This window comes from Pseudomonas sp. SDO5532_S415 (genome assembly GCF_054071155.1).
Window position 1 is genome coordinate 1 of record NZ_JBSVWS010000242.1, and the last position, 6,753, is coordinate 6,753.

The 6,753-nt window shown below is 61.1% G+C and carries 4 protein-coding genes; 2 read left to right on the plus strand and 2 right to left on the minus strand.

Features of this window, described 5'->3' with window-relative positions; translation table 11 throughout:
* Positions 1-68: 68 nt before the first annotated feature.
* Together ACW9HW_RS28110 and ACW9HW_RS28115 are read right to left on the minus strand one after the other, a co-directional pair.
* The gene (locus ACW9HW_RS28110; protein WP_095193300.1) at positions 69-3,347 is read right to left on the minus strand and encodes a PAS domain S-box protein; all 3,279 of its coding nucleotides are present in this window, start codon (positions 3,345-3,347) and stop codon (positions 69-71) included.
* Positions 3,348-3,413: 66 nt separating this feature from the next.
* Complete coding sequence (locus ACW9HW_RS28115; protein WP_095193301.1) at positions 3,414-4,304, minus strand: LysR family transcriptional regulator; 891 nt, start codon at positions 4,302-4,304, stop codon at positions 3,414-3,416.
* A 307-nt stretch (positions 4,305-4,611) separates the two neighbouring features.
* Here ACW9HW_RS28115 and leuC point away from each other — a divergent pair, with 307 nt between their 5' ends.
* Both leuC and leuD read left to right on the plus strand, forming a co-directional pair.
* The gene (gene leuC / locus ACW9HW_RS28120) at positions 4,612-6,030 is read left to right on the plus strand and encodes a 3-isopropylmalate dehydratase large subunit (protein WP_095193302.1); all 1,419 of its coding nucleotides are present in this window, start codon (positions 4,612-4,614) and stop codon (positions 6,028-6,030) included.
* Between the two features lie 11 nt (positions 6,031-6,041).
* Complete coding sequence (gene leuD, locus ACW9HW_RS28125) at positions 6,042-6,686, plus strand: 3-isopropylmalate dehydratase small subunit (RefSeq protein ID WP_457402588.1); 645 nt, start codon at positions 6,042-6,044, stop codon at positions 6,684-6,686.
* Positions 6,687-6,753 lie beyond the last annotated feature (67 nt).

Sequence of the window (6,753 nt, forward strand, 5' to 3'; positions counted from 1 at the left end):
TCAGTCGACATCAATATTGACTGACACACCGCCTTCGCGAGCAGGCTCGCTCCCACATTTGATCGGTTTTACCCCAGCAGTGTCTGAAACTCTTCCACCGGCAACGGCAAGCTGTGCAGATACCCCTGGTAAAAGTGACAACCCAGCCCCTGCAGGAAATCGAGCTGGTCTTGTGTCTCCACGCCTTCGGCAATCACTTTCAGTTCCAGGCTGCGGGCCATGGCGACGATGGCGCGGATGATTTCGGCGTCGTTGGGGTCGGTGGTGGCGTCGCGAATGAACGACTGGTCGATTTTCAGGGTGTCGACCGGCAGGCGCTTGAGGTAGGTCAATGAGGAATAGCCGGTGCCGAAATCGTCCATGGCAAAGCTCACACCGAGTTTTTTCAGGCGCAGCATTTTGCTGATGGTGTCTTCCAGGTTCTGGATGACGATGCCTTCGGTGATTTCCAGTTTCAGCAGGGAGCAGGGCAGGCCGTAGTGGGCAAGGCTCTCTTCGATGCGCTCGACGAAGTCATTCTGGCGGAATTGCCGTGGGCTGATGTTCACGCACAGGCTGAAATCCTGCGGGTCCACCAGTCCGTTGACGATCAGATGCCTGAAGGCCTGGCAGGCCTCGTCGATGATCCAGGTACCCACTTCCAGGATCAGGCCGCTGTCCTCCAGTACCTTGATGAACTCGGCGGGCGATTGCGCGCCGAGTTCCGGATGGGTCCAGCGCACCAGCGCTTCGGCACCGACGATGCGATTGTCCCGGGCGTCGAGTTGGGGTTGGTAGTGCACGCGGAACTCACCCCGGGACAGCGCCAGGCGTAGATCCGTCTCCATGCGCAGGCGCTCGCTCGCGGCCTTCTGCATGGTGTTGTGATACATCTGCGCGGTATTGCGCCCCGAATCCTTGGCGCGATACAGGGCGATATCGGCGCGTTTGAGCAGGTCGGTCGGCGTCGAGCCGTGATCGGGAATCAGCGCAATGCCGATACTTGGTGTCACCTGCAGGCGCTGGCCGTCGAGGAACATCGGCTCGGACAACAATTCGCGCAAGGTGTCGGCCAGCCCCCGCACCTGATTGCTGACCTCATTGCGCGAACCTTCGAGGCCGCTGAGCAGCACCACGAATTCGTCACCGCCCAGGCGTGCGACGGTGTCTTCCATGCGCACGCTGGCTTCCAGGCGCGCCGTGATGATTTTCAGCACCGTATCGCCCACCGGATGACCGAGTGAGTCGTTGATGTGCTTGAAGTGGTCGAGGTCGAGGAACATCAGCGCGCCGCGCAGGTTGTGGCGCTTGAGCAGGGCAATCTGCTGGCTCAGGCGATCCATCAGCAGCGCGCGGTTGGGCAGGTTGGTCAGCGGGTCGTGGTAGGCGAGGTGGCGGATCTGTGCCTCGGCGTTTTTCAGCAGGCTGACGTCCCGCGCGGTCAGCAACAGGCAGGCGGTTTCATTGAGGGTGATCGGCTCCACCGAGACTTCGACAGTCAACAACTCGCCGCGCTTGTTGCGCCCGAGCATTTCCTGGTGATGGACCCGGCCCTTGATCTGCAGTTCGGCCAGCAACGCCGAACGTTGCTTCTCTTCGGCCCAAATGCCGACCTGATACACCGTGCGACCGATCACTTCGTCGGCGCGGTAGCCGGTCAGGCGGCAGAAGCCGTCGTTGACCTCCAGGTAGCGCCCGGTGTCGCGTTCGGTGATGGTGATGGCGTCGGGGCTGGAGTGGAACGCCTTGGCGAACTTCTCTTCACTGGCTTTGAGCGCCGCTTCCGAGCGTTGTTGCTGGGTAATGTCGCGCAGGGTGGTGACGATGCACGGCTGGTCGCCGACGCTGATCTGGCGGCTGGAAATCACGCAGGTCAAGGATTGCCCGTCCTTGTGCTGGACGATGATCGCCACATTGTTGAGCGCTTGTTCGCGGATCACCTGTTCGATCCGCTGCAGGCTTTTCGCCGAAGCATCCCACAGGCCGATTTCGTCGGCGCTGCGGCCGATCACGTCGGCGGCGCTCCAGCCGAACGTCTGGGTGAAGCTGGAGTTGATCTCGATGAACTGCCCGGTGTCCTGGCGGGTCACGCAGATCGGGTCCGGGCTGACCTGGAACAGCGTGGCGAACTTTTCCTCGGACGCCACCAGCCGTTGTTCGCGTTCAACCTGGTCGGTGATGTCGAGCAAGGTGCCGGCCATGCGCAGCGGCACGCCGTTGTCATCGCGGTAGAGTCGGGCACGGCTTTCCAGGTAGCGCGAGCTGCCGTCCGGCAGTTGCACGCGATAGGTCAGTTGATAGTTGCCGGCCGGGCCTTCGCGCAAGCTGCGGTAGGCGTCGCGCATGGAGCTGCGTTCTTCGCCGGGCACGCCTTCGAAAAACTCTTCGAAAGACTCATGGAAGGGTTTGGGCTCCATGCCGTGCAACTGCGCGGCGCGTGCCGAGCCATAGAGCATGCCGCTGGGGATGTGCCAGTCCCAGGTGCCCAGTTGCGCCGAATCCAGGGCCAGGTCGAGGCGTTCCTGGCTGTCTTTGAGCGCATGCTCGGCAGCTTTGCGCTCGGTGGTGTCGAGGAAGGTGCTCAGCAGATAGGGCTGACCCTCGAGTTCGACCTTTTGCGCGCTGAGGATGCCGTCGTGGATCTGGCCGTTGCTGGCGCGGAACTGCACCTCCATGCTGGTCAGTTCGCCCTTGGCCTTGGTGGCCTTGACCAGTTCCGACCGTTGCTCGGGGTGCACCCACAGGCCCAGCTCCAGGGTGGTACGGCCGATGGCGTCCTGCACCGGCCAGCCGAACAGGCTTTCGAAATACTGGTTGGCTTCGGTGATCAGGCCGTCTTCCTGGCGGGTCAGCAGCACCATGTTCGGGCACAGGTGAAACAACGTGGCGAAGCGCTTTTCCGAACTGCTCAACGCCTGTTCGCGCTGGCGCTGGTGAGTGATTTCGCGGATCACGCCGATCATCCGTGGGCGACCATGCTTGTCCGGCAGCAGGCTGCCGTTGATCTCCAGCCAATGCAGGCTGCCGTCAGGCCAGCGAATGCGGTGGTGCATCGCTTGTTCCAGCGGTGCTCCGGCGATCACCGCATGGAAGGCGCGAACGGCTTTCGCCCGGTCTTCGGGGGGCAGCAAGTCGAGGTATTCCAGATCGGCCGGCAAAGGTTGCCGTGGATCAAAGCCGAACAATGCCTGTGTACCCCGAGACCAGCTGATCTGGCCGCGCTCGATATCCCAATACCACGCACCCAGACGCGCACCGTTCAGGGCGGCCAGCAATTGGGGGGCACTTTCCCAGCTCTGCTCGGAGCGTTTGGGGTCAAGTGCCTGGATACGCGGCATCGGCGGAATACGGTCAACAGATTTCGGCATTGGCAAGCCTTAGGCTGAAGTGGGCATTAGGCACAGGAATTCGCGGCTCTATAGGCGTAGCACAAGTCAGCCTTGAGTCCCTGGCAAATCGATTTGAGCATCCAGCAAGGCCATGAAAGCCCGTGCTGCATTCGACAGCGTCCGTTCTGTGTGCAGGATATAGCCTAGCTGGCGAGACAGTTGTATGCCCGGCAAAGGTATTCGCGCAACTTGATCATCAAGCATGGTGCGCGGCAGGACGCTCCAGGCCAGGCCGATCGATACCATCATCTTGATGGTTTCCAGGTAATTGGTGCTCATGGCGATGTTCGGCGTCAGGCCCTGGGCTTCGAACAGACGCTGGACGATATGGTGCGTAAAAGTGTTGCCGCCGGGGAATACCGCCGGGTGGCGGGCGATGTCCGCCAGGCTGACTTTGCCGTTGTGCAGCAGCGAATGCTCCGGGGCGACGACGAAATCCAGCGGGTCGTCCCACACAGGCGTGGCCTTGACCAGCGCGTGGGGCTCCGGTGCCAGGGTGATGACCGCGAGCTCGGCGCGGCCATGCAGGATCTCTTCGTAGGCCACTTCCGAATCGAGAAACTGAATATCCAGCGCGACGTCCGGGTAGCGTCGGGTGAACTCCCTTAATAAGGGCGGCAAACGGTGCAGGCCGATGTGGTGACTGGTGGCCAGGGTCAGACGACCGGTCACCTCGCCGGTGAGGTTGGTCAGGGCGCGGCGCGTATCATCGAGAACGTTCAGGATCTGATAGGCACGGGGCAGCAGGGCGCGACCTGCCTCGGTCAGGCCGACTTCACGGCCCAGCCGATCGAACAGTCGCACCTTTAATTGCTGCTCCAGCCCGGCGATGCGTTTACTGATCGCCGGTTGAGTCAGATGCAGCCGTTCACCGGCCCCGGAGAAGCTTCCAGTCTCGGCGATGGCGATAAAGGCATTGAGATTGGCCAGGTCCATGGATGCATTCCAGTTGGTTATCCAAAGCATAAAAAATATGAATTTGAGTTATTTAATGTAACCCCATAGGATCAGCCTCACAAGCCAAAGGGTTATTGAAACTGTCAAAGCCCAGAGGTCTGTGTGGCGAGTTTGTTAGATCAAATTCGGATGCCAGAAGTCCATAGCCAAGGCGCTGCGACGAGTCATAGCGCGCTATGGCGAGGAGCAGCAACGCAGGATATGGGCTTCTGGCGCCGAAGTTGACTAACGAAACTCGCTACACAGACCTCCCTGGCATAGAACAAGCTGATGAGGAAACCGTCTGATGGCCGGCAAAACGCTCTACGACAAGCTCTGGGATTCGCATTTGGTCAAACAGCGCGACGATGGCTCTGCGCTGATCTACATCGACCGTCACATCATCCATGAAGTGACCTCGCCGCAAGCCTTTGAAGGCCTGCGTCTGGCCGGGCGCAAGCCGTGGCGCATCGATGCCAACATCGCGACCCCGGACCACAACGTTCCGACGACTCCGGAGCGCAAGGGCGGTATCGAAGCCATTGCCGACCAGGTCTCGCGTTTGCAGGTCCAGACCCTCGACGATAACTGCGACGAATACGGCATCGTCGAGTTCAAGATGAATGACGTCCGCCAAGGCATCGTCCACGTCATCGGCCCGGAGCAGGGCGCCACCTTGCCGGGCATGACCGTGGTCTGCGGCGACTCCCATACCTCGACCCACGGCGCGTTCGGTGCCCTGGCCCACGGTATTGGCACTTCCGAGGTCGAGCACGTGCTCGCCACCCAGTGCCTGGTCGCCAAGAAAATGAAGAACATGCTGGTGCGCGTCGAAGGCCAATTGCCGTTCGGCGTGACCGCCAAGGACATCGTTCTCGCCGTGATCGGCAAGATCGGCACCGCCGGCGGTAACGGCCACGCCATCGAATTCGCCGGCAGCGCGATTCGCGACCTGTCCGTCGAAGGCCGCATGACCATCTGCAACATGTCCATCGAAGCCGGCGCGCGCGTCGGTCTGGTGGCTGCAGACGAAAAAACCGTGGCCTACGTCAAGGGCCGTCCGTTCGCTCCGAAAGGCGCTGAGTGGGACCTGGCGGTCGAAGCCTGGAAAGACCTGGTGTCCGACGCCGATGCGGTGTTCGATACCGTCGTGGAGCTCGACGCCACTCAGATCAAGCCGCAAGTCAGCTGGGGTACTTCGCCCGAGATGGTGTTGGCGGTCGATCAGAACGTGCCGGATCCTGCGAAGGAAATGGACCTGGTCAAGCGCGGTTCCATCGAGCGTGCCTTGAAATACATGGGTTTGACCGCCAATCAGGCGATCACCGACATTCAGCTGGACCGCGTGTTCATCGGCTCTTGCACCAATTCGCGGATCGAAGATTTGCGCGCTGCTGCGGTCATTGCCAAGGGCCGCAAAGTGGCTTCGACCATCAAGCAGGCCATCGTGGTGCCGGGCTCGGGTCTGGTGAAGGCGCAGGCCGAATCGGAAGGCCTGGACAAGATTTTCCTCGAAGCCGGTTTCGAATGGCGCGAGCCGGGTTGCTCGATGTGCCTGGCGATGAACCCTGACCGCTTGGAGTCGGGCGAACATTGCGCTTCGACCTCCAACCGAAACTTCGAAGGGCGTCAGGGCGCCGGTGGCCGTACCCACCTCGTCAGCCCGGCCATGGCCGCGGCCGCCGCGGTAAACGGTCGTTTCGTCGACGTCCGTGAATTGATCTAAAGGAGCGCAGCATGAAAGCTTTCACCCAGCACACCGGACTTGTCGCGCCTCTGGATCGTGCCAACGTCGACACCGACCAGATCATCCCGAAGCAATTTCTGAAGTCGATCAAGCGCACCGGGTTCGGCCCGAACCTGTTCGATGAGTGGCGCTACCTGGACGTGGGCCAGCCGTATCAGGACAACTCCAAGCGGCCGCTGAACAAGGACTTCGTCCTCAACGCCGAACGCTATCAAGGGGCCAGCGTGTTGCTGGCCCGCGAGAACTTCGGTTGCGGCTCCAGCCGCGAGCACGCGCCATGGGCGCTGGAAGAGTACGGTTTCCGCAGCATCATCGCGCCGAGCTACGCCGACATCTTCTTCAACAACAGCTTCAAGAACGGCTTGCTGCCGATCATCTTGAGCGACGCTGAAGTCGATGAGCTGTTCAAGCAGGTCGAGGCCAATCCGGGCTACCAGTTGCAGATCGATCTGCAAGCCCAGACCGTGACCCGTCCGGACGGCAAGGTGCTGAACTTCGAAATTGATGCATTCCGCAAACACTGCCTGCTCAATGGCCTGGACGATATCGGCCTGACCTTGCAGGACGGCGATGCGATTGCGGCGTTCGAAGCCAGGCACCGGGCGAGCCAGCCTTGGTTGTTTCGCGACGCGTAAGTATGCGTAAGGCGTGATGACGCCTTCGCGAGCAGGCTCGCTCCCACATTCGAATGCATTCCACTGT